Below are 16,916 nucleotides of genomic sequence, written 5' to 3'. Positions count from 1 at the left end.
GCGTGACCGGCCGCTACGTCACCTGGAGGGCCTTATGACGGCCGCCGCTCGCGAAACGCGGACATGAGCCGGTCGCGCACGTCGATGGGGAGTTTCTCCGGGGGCGGGTCGCCTAAGGCGACGATGGTCGCGCGGAACTGTTCGAAGTAGCGGCTACACCCCTGGCAACAGGCCAGGTGCGCGCGCACGCCCTCGCGCTCGGTCGGATCGAGCGCGTCGTCAAGGTAGGCGGTGATGAGATCCACCAGCTCGTCGCATGTGAAGCGCTTCACGACGCCGACCGCCTTGTCTCCTGGATGAACCGTTTCACCTATTGTGCCGCTGCGCGGAGCGGAAGGAGCTAGTCCGGCTGTCCCACGGACTCGAAATAGTCCGCGAGCCAGCCGCGCACCGCGACGCGGGCGCGATGCAACAGGACCCGCTGGTTGGCCGCGGAGATCTTCAGGATCTCGCACACCTCGTCGGAGGTGCATCCCTCCACGTCCCGCAGGGTGATCACGATGCGCTGCCGGGGCGGCAGCCTGGCCAGAATCTCGCCGATCATGCCACGCACCTCCGAGGCCAGCGCCTCCCCCTCAGGCGTCGGCCATGCCGCGGGCGGATCCGTCCAGCCGCCCGGCGGCACCGGGTCGAAGTGCGGGCCCGCGGAGTTGCCGCCGTCTTCCTCGAAGGCGCTCCACGGCAGCGTGCGCCGCTCACGGACACCGCGCTTCTTCGCCATGTTGACCACGATGCGGAATATCCACGTCTTGACCGAGGAACGGCCCTCGAAGCCGTCGATCCCGCCGATCACCGCCAGCCAGGTGTCCTGGACGACCTCTTCCGCGGAGTGGTCGGTGGACACGTAGGACCTGGCCACTCGCAACATGCCCCGGGACCAGGTGTCGAGCAGCGCCGCGAACATCGCCTCATCACCCGCGCGGAGGGCCCGGACAATGACGTCATCCGAGGGCAACCCTCCGCCCGCGAAAGACCTCACGATCGCTTCCCTCCGGTCAGACGTCGGGACATCCATGACATCCGGGCCGATCCGTGCCCCGCATCTACCCAGGCTAATCCGCCCATCACCGCGCCTCGGCGGCTGGGCGGCCTATCCTCGAAGGAGCAAGTCCCCGGCGAATCGGTGAGGAGCATCCCATGCGTCGGTCGGAAAGGCTGCTCTACGCGGCGAACGGCGTCGATCTCCGCGTCGTGGACCTCGAACTGACCGACGGAGAGCATGTGGAGCAGCCCTTCATCCGCACGCCGCAAGCCGCCGGAGCGGTGGTCTTCCGTGACGGGCGCGCGCTGTTGCTGTGGCGGCACCGCCCCATCACCGACACGTGGGGCTGGGAGATCCCACTCGGCGAGATCGGCCCGGACGAAAACCCCGAGCAGGCCGCGGCCCGTCTGGTGGAGGAGCAGACCGGCTGGCGACCCGGGCCCCTGCTGCCACTGATCCGGGTCCGCACAGCCGAGGACGTCGCCGACAGCGACCACGTGATCTTCGTCGCCTACCAGGCCACCTTCATCGCCGCGCCGACCGGCGACCAGGCTCACGAACGGGCCGAATGGCTGCCGGTGCTGGGCATCCAGCGGCTGATCAGCGAGCAGGCCATCACGTCCGCGACCACGGCGGCGGCCCTGCTGCACCTCCTGGCCGACCTCCTGCAGGCCCGCGCGTCACACTGAAGTAGGACCCCAGCCATGGCCGTGGCCCTCAGTCGTCACCGGACTCCAGGCGATAGAGCGCGTTCAGCAGGGGCCAGGTGGCGGCGGCCATCTCGGCCGGGGTTCGCGGACATCCGCGCTGGAGCCAGTCGACCGACACCCCGATGAGCGCCCCGGCGGTGAACGCCGCCGTGACATCGGGCGGAACGGGCGAAAAATCGTCGAGCAGATGATCGCTGGTCGCCTCGGTGATCCGAGCGCGAATGTGGTCGATGACGCGCGCGCTGCCCTGCGGCCCCAGCAGCGCGCGGAAGAGCCCGGCGTGCTCGGCCAGGCTGGCGAAGAAGGCGGTCAGCGACGCGGTCGTGTCCTGGGCCAGGTCGCCGGAGTCGAGCGAGGGCTTCGGCACCGCCTCGAGCAGGTCGTCGATCATCGCCGTACAGGCGTCCTCGGCCAGTTCGTGCACGTCGCGGTAGTGGTCGTAGAAGGACGAGCGGCTCACTTCGGCGAGTTCGGCGACGTCCGAGACGCTGATTCTGGCCAGCTCCTGCTCCGCGACGAGCTGGATCAGCGCGCGGGCCAAGGCCGCTCGGGTGCGGCGGACGCGCCGGTCGCTCGATTGGGTCTTGATCATGGCCACGACATCAGCCTATCGTATTCCGACATATGTCGGTTTTCCTACAGATGTAGGCTAACAATGAGCCCTCTGGCGACCACCGCCTCTTCCAAGGAGTAGCCGCATGACCCTGGCCTATCCGATCCCCAACGACACCGCGCTGGAACCGCCCGCCGAATGGGCGAAGCTGCGCGGCGAGTGCCCGGTGGCGCACGTGCAGCTGCCCAGCGGCGACCAGGCGACGCTGCTGACCCGCTACGAGGACGTCAAGCAGGTGCTCGCCGACCCGCGCCTCAGCCGCCTGCTCAACGCCCCGGACGCGGCCCGGCTGTCGGACACCGACGATGGCGGCCTGTTCAGCAGCGAGATGGCGGCGATCATCCCGGACGGCGGCGAGGAGCACCAGCGCTGGAGGCGCCTGGTCGGCAAGTGGTTCACCGCCAAGCGCATGTCCGCCCTGCGCCCCCAGATGGCGCGGATCGCCGAGCAATTGATCGACGAGATGGTCGAGCGCGGCCGGCCCGCCGACCTCAAGGCGTCGCTGGGCTTCCCGCTGCCGGTCTACGTCATCTGCGACATGCTCGGCGTACCCGCCGCCGACCGCGAGCGGTTCTCCTACTGGTCCGACACCCTGCTCAACCTGACCAAGTACGAGAAGTCCGAGATCGACGCCGCGCAGGCCGAGTTCTTTCAGTACATGTCGGACCACCTCGCCGCCAAGCGCGCCGAACCTGGTGACGACCTGCTCAGCGAGCTGATCGCGGCAGGCGGGCCGGAGGACGGCGGGCTGACGGAGCTGCAGGTGCTGGTCACCGGGATGGCGCTGCTGGTCGCCGGGCACGAGACCACCGCCAACATGATCGGCAAGATGGTGGCGATGCTGCTGGCCGACCGCACACGCTGGGAGCGGCTGCTGGCCGACCCGTCGCTGATCCGCACCGCGGTGGAGGAGTCTCTGCGCTTCGACGCCAACTCCGGCTTCGGCCTGCCCCGCTATCTGCCCGAGGAGACCGAGGTCGGCGGCACGGTGTTGCCGAAGGGCACCACGGTGATCTGCAGCATGGCCGCCGCCAACCGCGACGAGGGCGCCTTCGATGCCGCCGACCGGTTGGACTTGACCCGCAGCCCCAACCCGCACCTGGCCTTCGGCTCCGGCGCCCACTCCTGCCTCGGCCAGGCGCTGGCCCGCACCGAGCTGCAGGTCGTGCTGGAGGTCCTGCTGCGCAAGCTCCCGACGCTGGTCCTGGCGGTGCCGGTGGAGGAGCTGGAGCGGTTGGACGGTCTCGCCGTCGGCGGCCTGCTCAAGCTTCCGGTGAGGTGGTAACAATGAAGATCACTGTTGACGAGGAGAAGTGCTGCGGCGCCGGCCAGTGCGTGCTGATCGCCCCAGCGGTCTTCGACCAGCGCGACGATGACGGCATCGTCATCCTGCTGGATGCTGAGCCCGGCGAGGACCAGCACGCGGCGGTCCGCGAGACCGCCGCGGTCTGCCCCGCTGGGGCCATCGTCCTGGACGAATAGACACCCGGGCCGGAGCCGAGCCTGCCCTGCTCGCGTTCGGCGCGCAGGACGGGCTCAGGGAACCCGCCGACCTGTGAATCCCCGGATCCATCTCGGGAACCTTCACGATCGCCGTACGGGAGTTCGCAGCCGATCAGCCCTCGCGCGAGGCCAACGGGCCGCTCGTCACCCTGCCGCACATGAAGATCTCCACGTCCCCGCCGGCCTGCGGCACGTGGGCCATCTGCGAATACGGCAGGGCGTACCGGACCCGACGGCAGGGCGTACCGGACCCGTGGGTCGGCGTCGCCTGGTCTGACCCCAGGATGTCAGCGTGTGAGCCTTCATGCCCGGACGAGGGTGACGGCGTGACCGCGCGGGCTGGTGACCTGTTCGATGGCGGTGCGCTCCAGGAGGTGTGGGGCAGTGGGCCGGCGGTCGAAGACGATGAGGATGCCGTGGCTCAGGTCGAGATGATCGAGGTATCCGTCGAGCTGGTGCAGGCCGTCTTCGACGGGGTCGGGCTGTCTGGGGTGATGGACCTTGAGTTCGATGGCCTCCCACTGCCAGCCGCGCTTGCCGTCGGCGTCTGTGTAGGGCCATTGGATGCAGATGTCCATGCGACCACGGCCCAGGGCGTACTCACGGTCGATCACACCGCCGCCGTTGACCACCCGGTGCAGCCAAGCCATGAAGATCAGGTGGCAGGCGGCCTCGTGATAGGTCTCACGGCTCTGCAGGATCTCGCCGTTGCGCCGCCAGAAGGTGAGGAACCCCTGCAGGATCCCCGGCATGTCGAGCCGCCCGTCCGAGGTGAAGAAGGCTGAGCGGTCGAGCAGGATCTCGGCCTCGACGTCCTGGCTGAGGACCCGCACGATGACTTCCTGATAAATCGGGTTGGCGACCTGGACCGGCGGTTTCTGGGTGATGAGGCCGAGATCGCGGACGTAGGCGAGGTCATCGTCATAGACGTTCTCCCGCACTTCGCCGGTGAGGAGTGGCTCGATGATGCGCTGGACGCGTCCTCACGCAGCTTGGCGGCCATGGAGTCCAGGTGAACGGCGCGGGCGACGATGAGCCGCTCGACCGCCTGGTTCATGTGCTCTTCGGTGATCGACTGACTTTCCGGGATGCGCGTCTCGCGGATGATCTCGCGGGCGAGGGCGTTGACCAGCCACGGCTGCCCTTGGCTGGCGTGGAAGGCGCGCTGTATCGCGTGCGCGGTGAACTCCTGGCCGGTGGCGTCGGTGTGCTGGCCGTACAGCTCGGCCACCTGCTCGAAGGTAAAGTCCGCCGGCCGCATCGACTCGGCAAGGATGTTGAACGGCGAGGGGCCGACCAGCCTTGACGGGTCGCCGCCCGAGGCTGTCTTGTAGTCGCGCACGTCACGCATCCCGCACAGCGCCACACTGTGCGGGAACGGCACCGGGAAGCTGTTGTATCCCTGGCGGAGCTGCCGGAGAACGCTGATCAACTCATCGCCATGGATCGAGTCGATCTCGTCCACGAGCAGCACGATGGGGCGCGGGCAGCGGCGAGCCCATGCGGAGAGCCCGGCTGTCCCGCCCTGACCTCGATGCCATGCTCGGCTCGCTCCTCCCCCTCGCAAGCGAGGTGGTCACCCTGCTGACCGCGCCAACGGATGCCCTCGGCGTGCCTGTTGATGCGTTCCCCGCCGATTTTCCGCGCCTCGGCGACCACCTGTACGCTCCGGCCCTGCGTGAGCTGCTTTCCTCACCACCTGCCTGGTTCCTGCACGCCCGAGCCGATGAGGAGCTACGCCGAGCCGCCCAAGCGGCGGCAAGCCGTGCCGTGGCGGACGCGTCCCGGCGCCACCGCGCCGAGCAGGCAGCCGTCGACGCGGCCATCCGGGCAGCCACCCGGCTCTCCGACGCATCGGTGGCCGAGCTGTTCAGCCTGCCGGTCGATGTGATCCGACAGCTGCGTCCCGGCAGCGGCCGCTGGTCGGCCCAGCATGTGGCAGGCCTGCTGCGAAATCCGCCGCCCTGGCTCCGGTCGGAGAGCGCGGCCCGCACCGAAGTCGAGCGCCGCCGCCTCAAGGCTCAAACCCGCGTGGAACGCGAAGCCCAACGACGACTCTCCTGGCGTCGGCATTGGGCGGAGGCGCTGGGAATACCGCTCGAAAGGGTTCCGCAGTCTGCTGGACGGCCCACCCCGAAAGCGATCTCGGCCGCGCGGGACCGGCCACCTCCCTGGGCACAGCCAGGCCGGTCGGTAGACAAAGAAACCCCGGCTCAAGATAGATGAGCCGGGGTTTCGCTGTGCGCCGTCAGGGACTCGAACCCCGGACCCGCTGATTAAGAGTCAGCTGCTCTAACCAACTGAGCTAACGGCGCTTGCAGAGAGGAATATACCGGCACTCCGCATCCTGGTCGAATCGGTATCACCTGCCTGCCTGCCGCTAGAATAAAGTTCGGCATTCAGACAGGAGCATCGATGTTCGACTCGCCCGCCGCCGTGACCGAGCGGCTCGCCGCCGTTGACTATCTCTCCGACGACGCCATCTCCACCTCGGTGTTCCTCGCCGCCGCCCTCGGCAAGCCGCTGCTGGTCGAAGGCCCAGCGGGGGTGGGCAAGACGCAGCTGGCCAAGGCCGTGGCGCTGGCCACCGGCTCCGAGCTGATCAGGTTGCAGTGCTACGAGGGGCTCGACGAGGCCAGGGCCCTGTACGAGTGGAACTACAAGAAGCAGCTCCTGCGCATCCAGGCCACCAGTGCCGATGACGACATCTTCAGCGAGGAGTTCCTGCTGGAGCGGCCGCTGCTCAAGGCGATCAGGGCCGGGGTGCCGACCGTGCTGCTCATCGACGAGACGGACAAGGCGGATGTGGAGGTCGAGGGGCTGCTGCTGGAGCTCCTGTCGGACTTTCAGGTGACGATCCCGGAGCTGGGCACCATCAGCGCGGTGCGCAAACCGTACGTCGTGCTGACCTCCAACGCGACCCGCGAGCTGTCCGAGGCGCTCAAGCGGCGCTGTCTCTATCTGCACATCGAGTACCCGACGCCGGAACGCGAGCGCGACATCGTGCTCAGCCAGGTGCCGACGATCCGCGCGGACCTGGCCGAGCAGTTGGCCAGGACCGTCGCCACGCTGCGGTCCCTGGAGCTGAAGAAGGCGCCGTCGGTGGCCGAGACGGTCGACTGGGCGAACACGCTGCTCGCCCTGGGGCGCGACGAACTGGACGCGGCGACCGTGGCGGGCACGCTGGGCGTGGTGCTCAAGCACGCCTCCGACCACGTTCGCGCGGCCAAGGAGCTCGGGCTGCCTCATGAGTGACACGTCGCTGGTCGACAGGCATGTCGGGTTCGTGCATGCGCTGCGGGAGGCGGGGCTGCCCGTGTCGCTGGCCGAAGGGCTCGACGCGGTGCGGGCGCTGCGGGTGATCGACCTGACCGAGCGCGAGTCGCTGCGCGCCGCCTACGCTGCGACGCTGGTCAAGAAGCCGGGGTACCGCCCCGGGTTCGACATGCTGTTCGACCTGTGGTTTCCGTCCTCCACGACCGGCCTGTACGGCGAAGGCCCCAAAGGCGAAGACCTCAGCGAGCTACGCGACCACCTGGCCCGGCTGCTCACCGATGGCGGCGAGGCCGAGATGCGGGAGTTCGCCAGGGCCATGGTCGGGCGGTTCGGCCGGCAGCCGGCGGGTCCCGGCCGCCAGAACTGGTTCTCCTACAGCGTCCTGCGCGCGCTGTCCCCCGAGACGCTGATGGCGCGGATCCTCCAAGAGGTCCTGGCCGGTCAGGAGCGCGGTGGGCTGGCCGAGAAGACCGCGCGGCAGCGGGTGAACGCCGGCATCAAGCGCTTCGAGGACGCGGTCGCCACCGACGTGCGCCGCCGCATCGCCGAGGACTCCGGCGTCGAACGCATCGCCCGCTCGGCCGTCCGCCCCCCGCTCGACCAGCTCGACTTCCTCCGCATCACCAAGGCGGACCTGGCCCGACTGCGACGCGAGGTCTACCCGCTGGCCCGGCGCCTGGCGGCCAGGCTGACGATCAAGCATCGGAAGGGCAAACGCGGCCGTCTCGACTTCCGCCGCACCATGCGGGCCTCACTGCAGAGCGGCGGCGTCCCACTGACCACGCATTTCAAGCCGCCCCGGCCGCACAAGCCCGAGCTGGTGATCCTCTGCGACACCAGCGACTCGGTCTCGTCGTTCGCGCACTTCACGCTGCTGCTCACGTACGCGCTGAGGGAGCAGTTCACCAAGGTACGGGCGTTCGGGTTCGTGGACACGGTCGACGAGATCACCCGCTTCTTCGTCCCCGGCGCGGACGTGGTGGAGGCGATGACCCGGCTGGCCAACGAGGCGGACATGGTGCGCTTCGGGCGGACGAACTACGGCCATTCCTTCGAGCGGTTCGCCGAGCGCTACGGCGACGCGATCGGCTCCAAGACGTCGCTGCTGATCCTCGGCGACGCCCGTTCCAACTACCAGCCGGCCGCCGTCGACACCCTGCGCGCCCTGGCCGCCAAGGCCCGGCACGCGTACTGGCTGAACCCGGAGCCGCGGCAGCAGTGGGACACGGGCGACTCCATCGCCACCGACTACGACGCGGTCGTGCCGATGTACGAGTGCCGCAACGTCGCGCAGCTCACCGCGTTCATCGAAGACCTCGCCTGAGCGAGTCAGGCACGCTGGAGCTCCCGAGCGGCGGTGCGGGTGAGCAGCTCGATCTGCTGCTCGTCGAGCACCTCTCCGGCGATCGCCTTGATGCGCTTGGCCGCCAGGCTCGGCTTGAGCAGCGTGAGGCCCTCGGCGGTGACCTGGCCGCCGCGCGGCAGCAGGCCGCAGTGCACGGCGAGCAGCGGGGTGATCGTCACCGGGATCCCGGTCTCGCGGGTCAGCAACTCGGCGAAGGCGTTGGAGGTCTCGACCAGGGACTTGGCCACCTTGCTGCCGTACTTCTCGCCGAAGAAGAGCCGGTCGCAGTAGGTGGCGATCTCGGTGTCGGGGCTCCACGACTCGTTGTCGATGACCCACACGCCGCCGGGGCCGATCACGAGGTGGTCGATGGACGCCTGCTCCCTGATAGCCCGGCCGTCGAGGACGCTGTAGCCGTGCTTGCCGAGCGAGCGGCGGAGCATCCGGCCGGTGATCACCTCGCCGCGCCGCCGGCCCCGCCAGACCGCGGTCAGGCGGAAGGAGCGCCAGGCGACATACCAGTCGATGCCGGCCACGAGGCCCGCGAACGCGAGGCCGTAGAGGGCGGTGAGCCCCAGGTCGAAGCGGAGCGCCAGGCCGATGCCCGCCGCGAAGCCAACGGCCGCCTTGATCATCCTTGATCGCTTGCGGTTGTTGGCGTCCTCGCGCCAGAACTTCTCGTAGTACCACTGAGGGGATGCCCCAGTGAACTTCTCGTCCTGCTGCACGTAGATAGAGCCACCAGGCACGGCAAACTCCCCCAATGAGTCGCTGCAACCATCGGGATCTGCCACGCCGAAGATCCCTCGCCGAGTTAATTAATACCCCACCTGACTCCAACGGAAGCAAGGGGACCCTAAGGTTACGGAAATAGCACCTGCTGGGATGGCATCAACCGACCAGTCGGTATGCTGTGACACGTGAAGGACGAACCGGTACGCAGGAGGCTGCTGGGCGAAGCGACCCGGCTTTTCGCGGAGCGGGGCTTTGAGGGCGCCTCCGTGCAGGAGATCGTACTGGCCGCCGGCGTCACCAAAGGCGCCATGTACCACTATTTCGACTCCAAGGATGATCTGCTGCATGAGATCTACGGCCGGGTGCTGCGCATGCAGATGGAGCGCCTGACCGAGATCGCCGACGGCCCCGGCACGGTCGCCGAGCGGCTGCACGCGGCGGCGGCCGATGTCATCGAGACCACCACCGCGAACCTCGACGACTCCAAGATCTTCTTCCGGTCGATGCACCTGCTCGCGCCCGAGACGCGCAAGACCGTACGAGCCGAGCGCCGCCGCTACCACGAGCGCTTCCGCGACCTGGTGATCGAGGGCCAGCGCGAGGGGGTGTTCAGCGAACGCGTCCCGGCCGAGCTCGTCGTCGACTACTTCTTCGGCTCGGTGCACCACCTGGGCACCTGGTACCACACGGACGGACCGCTGACCGGCGCCCAGGTGGGCAAGCACTTCGCCGACCTACTGCTGACCTCCCTCGGGGCCGGGCACGTCGGCGAGTGAGGCCAGCGCCTCCCGGTGGTCTCCGGGTGTGCCGAGCGCCGTCTCGCAGGCTTTGGCGCGCTTGAGGTAGAGATGCAGGGGGTGCTCCCACGTCATCCCGATCCCGCCGTGCAACTGCAGGGCCTCCTCGGCCGCGTGTACGGCGACACCCGCGTTCCACGCCTGGGCCACGGCGACCGTCACGGCCGAGTCGTCACCGGCGGCGGCACGGGCGGCGGCCCTCGCCCTGACCACGTCGAGCCAGAGATCGGCCAGCCGGTGCTTGATGGCCTGGAACGAGCCGATCGGGCGGGCGAACTGGTGGCGTTCCTTCACGTACGCGAGCGTGGTGTCCAGACACCACTCCGCCACCCCGAGCTGCTCGGAGGCGAGCAGACCCGCACCGAACCGCAGCACCTCGGCCAGATCGCACGGCCCCAGCAACCGCGCGGGCGCCCCTACGATGCGGACCGTGGCGACCGGACGGGTCAGATCCAGCGACGGTATGACCTCGACGGCGGCGTCCGCGGCCTCGACCGCGTACAGCTCCCCGCCGACCGGCACCAGCAGCACGTCGGCCACCTCCGCCCCCGCGACCGCGGACACGGTCCCGGACAGCGTCCCGCCGTCCAGATTCACCGACGAACCCCGCCACGGCCGGTACGGCGAGGCGGCGAACGACACCACCAGGGCCGCGGTCGTCCGGCCCTCGGCCAGCTCGCCCAGCAGGTCCGCCGAGCCCGTCGCCAGCAGCGCGTGGGTGGCCAGGACGGCACTGGTGAAGAACGGGACCGGTGTGACGCCCCGGCCGAGCTCCTCCAGCACGACAGCGGCCTCGCGGGCCGAAGCGCCCGCGCCTCCGTACTGCTCGGGAATGAGCAGGCCCGCCACGCCGATCTCCCCGGCGAGCGTCTTCCACAGGTCGAGGTCGTAGGGGTCGGACTCCACCCGCTTGAGCACCGCGGCGGGCGGGCAGCGGTCGGCGAGCAGGCCGCGCACGGCGGCGCGCAGTTCCTCCTCGACCTCCGAGTACAGCAGGGTCATCGGGGCAGGTCCTTCCAAGGGACGTCCTTGTCGACGCGGGGTTCGGAGGGTAGGCCGAGCACCCGTTCGGAGATGATGTTGCGCAGGATCTCCGAGGTGCCGCCCTCGATCGAGTTGCCCTTGGCGCGCAGGTAGCGGTAGCCGGCGCCACGCCCGTAGAAGTCGACGTCCTCCGAGCGGCGGAAGGTCCAGTCGTCGTAGCCGAGGTCGCGCTTGAGCTCGACGTCGAGGCCCGACAGCGCCTGGTTCAGCTTGGCGAACGACAGCTTCATGCCCGACCCCTCCGGACCGGGTTGCCCCGCGACGAGCTGCTCGCGCAGCCGTACCCCGGACAGGCGGGTCACCTCCGACTCCACCCACAGCGACAGCAGCCGCTGGTGCAGGTCGTGCGTGCGCAGCTCGGGGTGCTCGTGCCAGGTGTCGAGCACGGGGCCGATCATGCCGCCGCCGCGCCGTACGGGGGCGCCGCCGATCGCGACGCGCTCGTTCATCAGCGTGGTCTGGGCGACCCGCCAGCCGTCGCCGACCTCACCGAGCCGCAGGTCGTCGGAGAGCCGCACGCCGGTGAGGAACACCTCGTTGAACTCGGCCTCCCCGGTGATCTGCCGCAGCGGGCGCACCTCGACGCCCGGCGCGTGCATGTCGCAGATGAAGTACGTCATGCCGCGGTGCTTGGGCACGTCCGGGTCGGTACGAGTCACGAGGATCGCCCACCGGGAGTGGTGCGCGCCGGACGTCCATACCTTCTGGCCGTCGACGACCCATTCGTCGCCGTCCCTGACCGCCTTGGTGGCCAGCGTCGCCAGGTCGGACCCCGCGCCAGGCTCGCTGAAGAGCTGGCACCAGATCTCCTCGCCCGTCCACAGCGGCCGGAGGAAGCGGCGCCGCTGCTCGTCCGTGCCGAACGCCAGGATCGTCGGCGCCGCCATGCCCAGGCCGATGCCCTGCACGCCGGTGTTGAGCTGGGGCGTGTCGGCGAGCTCCCGCTCGACGACCTGCTGCAGCTCCCGCGACACGCCCAGCCCGCCGAGCCCCTCGGGGAACCAGACCCACGCCAGCCCGGCGTCGAACCTGGCCCGCAGGAACTCCAGCCGGTTTTCTGGGTCGTTCGCGCCTCGAAAGGCGTCTATGCGGTGCTTGATGTCCGCCTCGTTCACATGTACCTCTTCAGTTCGCGGTAGGCGAGTGAGCGCTTGTGCACCTCGTCGGGACCGTCGGCCAGGCGCAGCGACCTGGCCCCCGCCCAGAGCGCCGCCAGGGGGAAGTCCTGCGAGACCCCGCCCGCGCCGTGTACCTGGATGGCCTTGTCCAGGATCCATTCCACGGTGATCGGGGTGGAGATCTTGATGGCCTGGATCTCGGTGTGGGCGCCCTGGTTGCCGACGGTGTCCATGAGCCAGGCCGTCTTGAGGACGAGCAGCCGCAGCTGCTCGATCCGGATGCGGGACTCGGCGATCCACTCCTGGATGACGCCCTGCTGCGCGATGGGCTTGCCGAACGTCGTACGCTCCAGCGCGCGGCGGCACATCAGCTCGACGGCGCGCTCGGCCATGCCGATCAGCCGCATGCAGTGGTGGATGCGGCCCGGCCCGAGCCTGGCCTGGGCGATCGCGAAGCCGCCGCCCTCCTCGCCGATCAGGTTGTCGACCGGCACCCGTACGTCCTCGAACACGATCTCGGCGTGGCCGCCGTGGTCGGCGTCGCTGTAGCCGAACACGTGCATGCCGCGCTTGATGTGCATGCCGGGTGTGTCGCGCGGCACCAGCACCATGCTCTGCTGGCGGTGCTTCGGCGCGTCGGGGTTGGTCTTGCCCATGAGGATGAAGATCTTGCAGTCGGGGTTCATCGCGCCGGAGATGAACCACTTGCGGCCGTTGATGACGTACTCGTTGCCGTCGCGGGCGATGGAGGTGGCGATGTTCGTGGCGTCGGAGGAGGCCACGTCGGGCTCGGTCATCGCGAACGCCGAGCGGATCTCACCGTCGAGCAGCGGCTGCAGCCACTCCTTGCGCTGCCACTCGTTGCCGAACATGGAGAGGACCTCCATGTTGCCGGTGTCCGGCGCGGCGCAGTTGGTGGCCACGGGCGCGAGACTCGGGCTGCGGCCCATGATCTCCGCCAGCGGCGCGTACTGCAGGTTCGTCAGCCCCGCGCCGTGCTCTCCCGGCAGGAACAGGTTCCACAGGCCGCGCTTTCTCGCCTCGTCCTTCAGGTCGGCGACCAGGGGCGGCGAGCCCCATCCGCTGGTCGCCGCCTGCTCCTCGAAGGCGGCCTCGGCCGGGTAGACGCATTCGTCCATGAAGCGCAGCAGGCGCTCGCGCAGGTCCTCGGTGACGGTGTCGAAGGCGAAGTCCATACCCGTGACCCTACCGACCGGCCGGTATGAGTGTCGACAGGTGGTCACCGGTAAAACCGGGCAGGTGGCCATAAGGGTGATCTGGATCTTGTTTTAGGGTGACCGCCATGACCGCGAACCTGCCCTCTCCTGTGGTGCTCGAGAACGACGTCGTCCGCCTTGAGCCGCTCACCATGGAGCACATCCCCGACCTGTTCCTCGCCGGAGGCGGGGACGAGGAGGTCTGGCGCTGGATGCCGGTCCCGCCGCCACGTGCCGAGCCGGAGCTGGCGGAGATCGCCCGCGGCCTCCTCACGGACGGCAAGCACGTCCCTTTCGCGGTCGTGCACAAGTCGTCGGGGCGGGCTGTCGGCTGGACGACGTACAGCAACGTGCCCGGGTTCGAGAAGAGTGTCGAGATCGGCTGGACCTGGTACGGCCGGGCGGTCTGGCGTACGGCGGTCAACACCTCCTGCAAGCTGTTGCTTATCGACCACGCCTTCGACAAGCTGGGCTACAACCGCGTCATGCTCAAGACGGACGTGCTGAACGAGCGGTCGCAGAACGCCATCAAGCGCATCGGTGGGGTGCATGAGGGGACACTGCGGCGCCAGCGCATGAGGCCGGACGGCACCTGGCGCGACACGGTCTATTTCGGCATCCTCGAAGAGGAGTGGCCACACCACCGAGCTCGCCTGAACCGTTAGCCGAAAGGGCCGCATGACTGACCGGCTGGGGGGCTACTGGTTAGGCTCCCGGCTCGGCGCCGCCGTCCATGACGCTTACGACGAGTCGGGCACTCGGTATGCGCTCACCCTTCTCCCTTCTCGGCCCTCGTTCCAGGTCAAGGCGGCCATGCAGGTGCGGGCGCGGTCTGTCGCGCGGGTGGTGGACGCCTGTCTCGATGGGGATGTGCCGTATCTGGTCAGCGAGTACATCCCCGGGCCGACGCTGGGGGAGGTGGTCGGGCGGCGCGGGCCGTACGAAGGGGACGACCTGTACCTGCTGGCGGCGGCCACGGCCACCGCGCTGGCGGCGATCCATGAGGCTGGGGCGGTGCACGGGGGGCTCACGCCGGACCGGGTCGTGCTGGGGGCTGAGGGGCCGCGGCTGGTCGGGCTCGGCCTCGGGGGTGATGGGAGTGGGGCGCCGGGGGATGTGCGGGGATGGGGCAGGCTGCTGGTGTTCGCGGCCTATGGCCCCTCCGGCGCATTCCCGCCGCCCGACGGGCAGGACCGATTACCTGACCAGGCGCCCGTATCAGGCCGGTCGCGTGACCAGGTGCCCGTGGCGGACCGGTCGCGTGACCAGGCGCCCGTGGCGGGCCGGTCGCGTGACGAGCCGTCTCGGGCACCTGTTCGGGGCCGGCCGGTTGATCAGTCCGATCGGCTGCTCGATCGGCTTGATCGGCCGCTTCGGGAGCTCGTGCTGGCGGCGCTCCGGCGGGACCCGGATCGGCGGCCGAGTGCGCATCAGCTGCTGCTGTCGCTGCTCGATGTGCCGCAGTCCCAGCAAGGGCGCCTGCTGCCGCCGGAGCCTGTGGACGACCCGCCGCTGGGCGCGCGGGCGGAGAGCCTCTATCTCCAGCTCAGCCGGGCGGACCAGGACCTGGTGCCGGAGGTGTTCCTGCGCCTGGTGGGGATGGCCCCCGACGGCACCGACACCCGCCGTCGCGCCACCCGTACCGAACTGGTCACCGGCCGCCCTCCGGAACAGGCCGCCATGGACCGCGTCCTCACGACGTACACCGAAGCGGGCCTGATCACCCAGACCCACGACCCGAGCTCCCCCGCCGCACCCAACCACAGCCCCAGCGCACCCACCGCGCCGAACCACAACCCCAGCGCACCCGCCCTCCACCCGACCCTGTCCACGCCTGCCCCCAACCCGAGCCTGGCCGCACCCACACCGCACCCAAGCCTGGCCGCGCAGAACTCATCTGACCTCGCGCAGAGCCACGCCCCGAACTCCACCAGCCCTCGCCAGACCCCCGCCGTGCAGAACCACGGCCCGAACTCCCCCAGCCCTAGCCACACCCCCGCCGCACAGAACCCCGAGCCGGAGCTGGCCGACCAGAGCCGCGCTCCCGGCGGGGACGGCGTGATCATCGCTCATGCGGCACTCCTGCGGGCCTGGCCGCGCCTGCACGAGTGGCTCGACGCCGAACGCGACGGCCTCGCCGTACACCGGGACCTGACCAGGGCGGCACGGCGGTGGGAGGCGGGCGGGCGGCGGGAGACCGACCTGTTCCAGGAGGACGAGCTGGACAGGGCGCTGGTGTGGGCGGCGAGCGGGCGGCGGCGGGTGACGTTGAGCGCCGCGGAGCAGGCGTTCCTGGACGGGGGACGCGCGCTGGTGCGCGGCCGGGCCCGCGGCCGGCGCCGGGCCATGGCGGTCCTGGCCTCGGTGACACTCGTCGCGGTCTTGGCGGCGATCGTCGTCGCCATCTGGCAGAACGGCTCGGCCGACGGGCGGCTCGACCAGGCCATGGCCAGGGTGGCGGCGTCCAGGGCGCGGGCGCTGCGGGCGGCCGACCCCGTGACGGCGCGCAGGCTGAGCCTGGCCGCGTGGCGCCTGGCCCCGGTCGCGGAGGCCCGTGCCGCGCTGGCGGACTCGGCGGCCGATCCGGCGGTGGACGTGTTCGCCGCCCCGTTCGGGGGCGCCCGCTCGCTCGACGCCCTCAGCGACGACGGCACCCGGCTGGCCGCGCTGACCGACGGGACACTCCGGGTGTACGACACCCTTTCCGGCAGGCAACTGGCCACGACCGCCGGTCCCGCCCAGAGCGTACGGGCGATGGCCTGGTCCCCCGACGGCCAGACGCTGGCGCTCGTCGGCGTCGACCGGTCGTACCTGTGGAACACGACCTCGGGCGCAGGCGTGGGACCGCCCTTCGGCCGGGGGCTGGGCGCGCCGGGGCAGCAGTCGGCCTGGTTCAGTCCGGGGGGCGGGCTGCTGTTCGCCGCGGCCCGCCAGTCTGGCGAGCGCTGGGCCTGGAACCTGCGGACCGGCCGGGCCACGTTCGTCGGCCAATATGTGGTGGTGGGGCCGCGTGACAGGGTGGCGCTGGTGTTCGCGGGGACGCGTTCGGAGGTCGTACGCCTGTCCACGGGCGCCCGCACCCCGGCGCCGTGGCTGGACAGGATGCCGTGGGAGTACGCGGTGTTCAGCCCCGAGGGTGAGCGGGTGGCGATCGCCGAGGAGACCGGGGTGCAGATCTACGCGCTGAACGGCGTACCCGTGCTCCCCGCGCGACTCCGGCCGTCACCCGGTCACCTCCGCTTCAGCACCGACGGTCAACTGCTGGCCAGCACGGACAGCGACCGCGTCCGGGTCTGGCGCGTCGCAGACGGCACCCGCCTCACGGACCGCCAGGTGCCGGCCACCGGCACCGACCACCCCGCCCAGGCCGCCCTCGCCCCGGACGGACGCTGGCTCCGCGTACTGGCCGACCACGGCACGGTCCTCACCATCGACCTCGCCCACGCGACACCACCACCCGACCCAGCCCGCTCAGCGGCGTCGATCTGCTTCCGGTACGGCGGCCTCTCACAGCCGGACTGGAACGAGTACCTGTCCGAGGTGCCGTATCGACCGGTGTGCTGAGCACGCGGGTCC

The 16,916-nt window shown here is 70.0% G+C and carries 18 protein-coding genes and 1 tRNA gene; 10 read left to right on the top strand and 9 right to left on the bottom strand.

Translation table 11 applies throughout. The features are described 5' to 3' along the window. Positions 1 to 32: 32 nt before the first annotated feature. The gene (locus KLK06_RS20135) at positions 33 to 272 is read right to left on the bottom strand and encodes an anti-sigma factor (RefSeq protein WP_214637071.1); all 240 of its coding nucleotides are present in this window, start codon (positions 270 to 272) and stop codon (positions 33 to 35) included. 68 nt (positions 273 to 340) lie between these two features. Then, positions 341 to 979: an RNA polymerase sigma factor gene (locus KLK06_RS20130; protein ID WP_308168349.1), complete on the bottom strand. Its 639-nt coding sequence runs from the start codon at positions 977 to 979 to the stop codon at positions 341 to 343. Between the two features lie 158 nt (positions 980 to 1,137). Between KLK06_RS20130 and KLK06_RS20125 the strand changes: the two genes are divergently transcribed. Next, complete coding sequence (locus KLK06_RS20125; RefSeq protein WP_214637069.1) at positions 1,138 to 1,671, top strand: NUDIX hydrolase; 534 nt, start codon at positions 1,138 to 1,140, stop codon at positions 1,669 to 1,671. Between the two features lie 28 nt (positions 1,672 to 1,699). On the opposite strand, the gene KLK06_RS20120 is transcribed toward KLK06_RS20125, so the two are convergent. After that, positions 1,700 to 2,284 carry a TetR/AcrR family transcriptional regulator gene (locus KLK06_RS20120; protein WP_214637452.1) on the bottom strand — a complete coding sequence of 195 codons (585 nt, stop codon included), beginning with the start codon at positions 2,282 to 2,284 and terminating at the stop codon, positions 1,700 to 1,702. A gap of 106 nt (positions 2,285 to 2,390) precedes the next feature. On the opposite strand from KLK06_RS20120, the gene KLK06_RS20115 reads away from it, so the two are divergent. Then, positions 2,391 to 3,590, top strand: coding sequence for a cytochrome P450 (locus tag KLK06_RS20115; protein ID WP_214637068.1), 1,200 nt, complete (start codon positions 2,391 to 2,393; stop codon positions 3,588 to 3,590). Between the two features lie 2 nt (positions 3,591 to 3,592). Then, complete coding sequence (locus KLK06_RS20110) at positions 3,593 to 3,787, top strand: ferredoxin (RefSeq protein WP_214637067.1); 195 nt, start codon at positions 3,593 to 3,595, stop codon at positions 3,785 to 3,787. 323 nt (positions 3,788 to 4,110) lie between these two features. Here KLK06_RS20110 and KLK06_RS20105 read toward each other — a convergent pair whose 3' ends face one another. Next, on the bottom strand, positions 4,111 to 4,749 hold the full coding sequence (locus KLK06_RS20105; RefSeq protein ID WP_214637066.1) for a hypothetical protein: 639 nt from the start codon (positions 4,747 to 4,749) through the stop codon (positions 4,111 to 4,113). 71 nt (positions 4,750 to 4,820) lie between these two features. Between KLK06_RS20105 and KLK06_RS20100 the strand changes: the two genes are divergently transcribed. Together KLK06_RS20100 and KLK06_RS20095 are read left to right on the top strand one after the other, a co-directional pair. Then, the gene (locus KLK06_RS20100) at positions 4,821 to 5,114 is read left to right on the top strand and encodes a hypothetical protein (RefSeq protein ID WP_214637065.1); all 294 of its coding nucleotides are present in this window, start codon (positions 4,821 to 4,823) and stop codon (positions 5,112 to 5,114) included. Positions 5,115 to 5,347: 233 nt separating this feature from the next. Continuing rightward, a complete protein-coding gene (locus tag KLK06_RS20095) occupies positions 5,348 to 6,034 on the top strand; it encodes a hypothetical protein (protein ID WP_214637064.1) in 687 nt (228 codons plus the stop codon). Between the two features lie 15 nt (positions 6,035 to 6,049). Here KLK06_RS20095 and KLK06_RS20090 read toward each other — a convergent pair. Next, a tRNA-Lys gene (locus tag KLK06_RS20090) sits at positions 6,050 to 6,123 on the bottom strand. 100 nt (positions 6,124 to 6,223) lie between these two features. Here KLK06_RS20090 and KLK06_RS20085 point away from each other — a divergent pair. Both KLK06_RS20085 and KLK06_RS20080 read left to right on the top strand, forming a co-directional pair. Further along, positions 6,224 to 7,063, top strand: coding sequence for a MoxR family ATPase (locus tag KLK06_RS20085; protein ID WP_214637063.1), 840 nt, complete (start codon positions 6,224 to 6,226; stop codon positions 7,061 to 7,063). Next, positions 7,056 to 8,408 (top strand): VWA domain-containing protein, encoded by a 1,353-nt coding sequence (locus tag KLK06_RS20080; RefSeq protein ID WP_214637062.1) that lies wholly within the window; start codon positions 7,056 to 7,058, stop codon positions 8,406 to 8,408. Before KLK06_RS20085 ends, KLK06_RS20080 begins: the two co-directional genes overlap by 8 nt. 5 nt (positions 8,409 to 8,413) lie before the next feature. Here the strand turns inward: KLK06_RS20080 and KLK06_RS59980 are convergent, their stop codons facing one another. Beyond that, positions 8,414 to 9,178, bottom strand: coding sequence for a nuclease-related domain-containing protein (locus KLK06_RS59980; protein WP_214637061.1), 765 nt, complete (start codon positions 9,176 to 9,178; stop codon positions 8,414 to 8,416). A gap of 171 nt (positions 9,179 to 9,349) precedes the next feature. Between KLK06_RS59980 and KLK06_RS20070 the strand changes: the two genes are divergently transcribed. Further along, entirely contained in the window at positions 9,350 to 9,940 is a 591-nt protein-coding gene (locus tag KLK06_RS20070) for a TetR/AcrR family transcriptional regulator (protein ID WP_214637060.1), read from the top strand. On the opposite strand, the gene KLK06_RS20065 is transcribed toward KLK06_RS20070, so the two are convergent. From KLK06_RS20065 to KLK06_RS20055, 3 genes are read right to left on the bottom strand one after another with little or no spacing between them, the layout of a single operon-like run. After that, complete coding sequence (locus tag KLK06_RS20065; RefSeq protein WP_214637059.1) at positions 9,899 to 10,963, bottom strand: acyl-CoA dehydrogenase family protein; 1,065 nt, start codon at positions 10,961 to 10,963, stop codon at positions 9,899 to 9,901. The genes KLK06_RS20070 and KLK06_RS20065 overlap by 42 nt on opposite strands. Continuing rightward, on the bottom strand, positions 10,960 to 12,120 hold the full coding sequence (locus KLK06_RS20060; RefSeq protein ID WP_214637058.1) for an acyl-CoA dehydrogenase family protein: 1,161 nt from the start codon (positions 12,118 to 12,120) through the stop codon (positions 10,960 to 10,962). The genes KLK06_RS20065 and KLK06_RS20060 overlap by 4 nt, the downstream gene beginning before the upstream one ends. Then, positions 12,117 to 13,319 carry an acyl-CoA dehydrogenase family protein gene (locus tag KLK06_RS20055; RefSeq protein ID WP_214637057.1) on the bottom strand — a complete coding sequence of 401 codons (1,203 nt, stop codon included), beginning with the start codon at positions 13,317 to 13,319 and terminating at the stop codon, positions 12,117 to 12,119. Before KLK06_RS20055 ends, KLK06_RS20060 begins: the two co-directional genes overlap by 4 nt. Positions 13,320 to 13,426: 107 nt before the next feature. Between KLK06_RS20055 and KLK06_RS20050 the strand changes: the two genes are divergently transcribed. Both KLK06_RS20050 and KLK06_RS20045 read left to right on the top strand, forming a co-directional pair. Continuing rightward, positions 13,427 to 14,005 carry a GNAT family N-acetyltransferase gene (locus KLK06_RS20050; RefSeq protein ID WP_214637056.1) on the top strand — a complete coding sequence of 193 codons (579 nt, stop codon included), beginning with the start codon at positions 13,427 to 13,429 and terminating at the stop codon, positions 14,003 to 14,005. Between the two features lie 13 nt (positions 14,006 to 14,018). After that, the gene (locus KLK06_RS20045; RefSeq protein ID WP_214637055.1) at positions 14,019 to 16,904 is read left to right on the top strand and encodes a hypothetical protein; all 2,886 of its coding nucleotides are present in this window, start codon (positions 14,019 to 14,021) and stop codon (positions 16,902 to 16,904) included. Positions 16,905 to 16,916: the final 12 nt, after the last annotated feature.

The organism is Nonomuraea sp. NEAU-A123, from assembly GCF_018603905.1.
Lineage (GTDB): Bacteria > Actinomycetota > Actinomycetes > Streptosporangiales > Streptosporangiaceae > Nonomuraea.
This window is presented reverse-complemented; position numbering and strand designations above follow the sequence as displayed.

Bases quoted from the DNA above. Each gene is read 5' to 3' on its own strand.
- KLK06_RS20125 (WP_214637069.1), top strand. From the start codon at position 1,138: ATGCGTCGGTCGGAAAGGCTGCTCTACGCGGCGAACGGCGTCGATCTC.
- KLK06_RS20120 (WP_214637452.1), bottom strand. From the start codon at position 2,284: ATGATCAAGACCCAATCGAGCGACCGGCGCGTCCGCCGCACCCGAGCG.
- KLK06_RS20115 (WP_214637068.1), top strand. From the start codon at position 2,391: ATGACCCTGGCCTATCCGATCCCCAACGACACCGCGCTGGAACCGCCC.
- KLK06_RS20110 (WP_214637067.1), top strand. From the start codon at position 3,593: ATGAAGATCACTGTTGACGAGGAGAAGTGCTGCGGCGCCGGCCAGTGC.
- KLK06_RS20095 (WP_214637064.1), top strand. From the start codon at position 5,348: ATGCTCGGCTCGCTCCTCCCCCTCGCAAGCGAGGTGGTCACCCTGCTG.
- KLK06_RS20085 (WP_214637063.1), top strand. From the start codon at position 6,224: ATGTTCGACTCGCCCGCCGCCGTGACCGAGCGGCTCGCCGCCGTTGAC.
- KLK06_RS20080 (WP_214637062.1), top strand. From the start codon at position 7,056: ATGAGTGACACGTCGCTGGTCGACAGGCATGTCGGGTTCGTGCATGCG.
- KLK06_RS20065 (WP_214637059.1), bottom strand. From the start codon at position 10,963: ATGACCCTGCTGTACTCGGAGGTCGAGGAGGAACTGCGCGCCGCCGTG.
- KLK06_RS20055 (WP_214637057.1), bottom strand. From the start codon at position 13,319: ATGGACTTCGCCTTCGACACCGTCACCGAGGACCTGCGCGAGCGCCTG.
- KLK06_RS20050 (WP_214637056.1), top strand. From the start codon at position 13,427: ATGACCGCGAACCTGCCCTCTCCTGTGGTGCTCGAGAACGACGTCGTC.
- KLK06_RS20045 (WP_214637055.1), top strand. From the start codon at position 14,019: ATGACTGACCGGCTGGGGGGCTACTGGTTAGGCTCCCGGCTCGGCGCC.